Annotated in this window: 3 protein-coding genes; 1 reads left to right on the top strand and 2 read right to left on the bottom strand. The window is 36.6% G+C overall.

From position 1 onward, the window contains the following. Nucleotides 1–164 precede the first annotated feature (164 nt). The gene (locus AC11ZT_RS12895) at nt 165–299 is read right to left on the bottom strand and encodes a YqzM family protein (protein WP_484059990.1); all 135 of its coding nucleotides are present in this window, start codon (nt 297–299) and stop codon (nt 165–167) included. A 282-nt stretch (nt 300–581) separates the two neighbouring features. On the opposite strand from AC11ZT_RS12895, the gene holA reads away from it, so the two are divergent. Further along, nucleotides 582–1,598, top strand: a complete 1,017-nt coding sequence (gene holA, locus AC11ZT_RS12890) for a DNA polymerase III subunit delta (RefSeq protein ID WP_484059989.1) — start codon at nt 582–584, stop codon at nt 1,596–1,598. 136 nt (nt 1,599–1,734) lie between these two features. Here holA and rpsT read toward each other — a convergent pair whose 3' ends face one another. Next, a complete protein-coding gene (gene rpsT, locus AC11ZT_RS12885) occupies nt 1,735–2,001 on the bottom strand; it encodes a 30S ribosomal protein S20 (RefSeq protein WP_484059988.1) in 267 nt (88 codons plus the stop codon). Between the last annotated feature and the right edge of the window lie 125 nt (nt 2,002–2,126).

Here is a 2,126-nt window from a genome sequence, read left to right as displayed (position 1 = left end):
ATGGAGCGACTAAGAAATCATAATGTTTCCATTTGGCGTACGGATGAGGGAGGGGCTATTACATTTACATATAAAGGAGAAAAGGGAACATTCGGCAGCGTGCAGCCATATGATAGAAGTAAAGAATAAAGAACGGGTAAAAAAGACCACCATAGCTGGCAGTCTTAAGAGCCGATAACCTTTAGTATGGTTGCGATAATAAACAAAGTAACAAAGAACCCAAAAGAAACAAAGAAACCAACACCTGAATCTACTGCATCATTTCGTTTGCATTGAACGTCCTTCTCAAACTCATTCACTTTGCATACCTCCTAAGATCTAACATGAATACAGGTTTGAATTTTAAAAAATAAACATTATATACAAATAATTCTAAATGTGTATACAATCCTCATTCATGTGAGAGATGATTCTGTAAATACTAGGTGTAGGTATCCGTCACGCTGCATGTAACCTAGGGCATGCGAACTTGGCGTTTCATATAAAATGAAGGGCGGGCAACTGATTGTCTGCCCTTCCTGCTTGTAAATCAATGCCTGTGCCCTTACTATAGAAATATATGATATATGAGGAGCAACGAAATGAATGCGATACATAAAAAAATGAAGCAAAAGCAATTTGCTTCGCTATATGTATTATATGGAACAGAAACCTATTTTATGAATGAAACATTGAACATACTTATCACGGAAGCATTGGAGAAAGAAGACAGGGAATGGAATGTAGTTACCTATGACCTGGAGGAATCCTATTTAGAAGATGCAGTGGAAGATGCAAGAACATTGCCTTTTTTAGGGGAACGAAAAATTATTGTTGTGAAATCTCCGTATTTTTTAACTTCACAAAAAGAAAAGCTCGAGCAGAATGTTGCCGTCTTACAAAGCTATATGGAGGAACCATCTCCCTTTGCAATTGTTGTTATTCTTGCACCATTTGAAAAGCTAGATGAGCGTAAAAAGATAACAAAACTTGTGAAAAAGCACGCGGAAATGATCGAGGCAAATCCTCTGCAAATTCAAGATGTACGAAAATGGATTATTGAGCAAGGAACGGAGCAGCAGGTAACGATTGAAAATGATGCAGTAGATTTACTTGTTGAATTAGTTGGAAGTAACGTCATGATTCTTTCACAAGAATTGCAGAAGCTATTTTTGTACGCAGGGCAGTCCGGAACAATAGCGCGTGACCAAGTAGCACAACTTGTACCTAAATCTGTTGAGCAAAATGTATTTACATTAGTAGAAAAGGTTGTGAGCAAAAATATAGCGGGAGCGATGAGGATCCTGCATGAATTGCTTGTAAAGCAGGAAGAACCGATTAAGATTTTGGCTTTACTAGCAGGTCAATTTCGATTGCTGCATCAAGTGAAGGAACTACAAATGCATGGCTATGCGCAGAATCAAATTGCTTCCCATCTTAGTGTACATCCTTTTCGTGTAAAGTTAGCTATGAAGCAAACATCTTCCTTTTCGTTTGAAGAGTTAAAACAAATTATTGATTTGTTGGCAAACGCTGATTATGATATGAAAACGGGGAAAATGGAAAAAAAGTTAATTTTGGAATTTTTTATTATGCGTTTAAAGCATATTAAAGCGTAGGATGAATAAAATAATAATAGGTTACATACAATTGGCCTTCAAGCGTTTTTATTGCTAGAAGGTCTTTGTGTTTTTTGGAAAGAAGAGGATTGAAAAATTTCTACAAAAAAAACGACCCAAATGGATCGTTTTGTTATTACGCGTTAATGCTGTTTAGTCGTTTCGCAAGACGTGATTTCTTACGAGCAGCAGCGTTTTTGTGAATTAAACCTTTTGTAGCAGCTTTGTCAAGCTTTTTAGTAGCAGCTAATAAAGCAGATTTTGCGTTTTCAACATCCTTATTTTCAAGTAAAGCTTCGGCAGTCTTTACTGCAGAACGCATTTCAGACTTGATTGAAGCATTATGTGCACGACGCTCTTCACTTAAGCTAGCGCGTTTAATAGCGGATTTAATGTTTGCCATTTTCATTCACCTCCTGGTAGCAATCGAGTAACTCGATACTTACATAGAACAACAAATATTTTATCAAACGATAGGCTTAATTGCAATAGAGAGAACAAATGATTTTTATAAACGAAAAAGCGGAC

The sequence above is a fragment of the Ectobacillus sp. genome (assembly GCF_056992975.1).
Note: the sequence above shows the minus strand (reverse complement) of the source record. Positions and strands in the feature narration are given on the sequence as shown.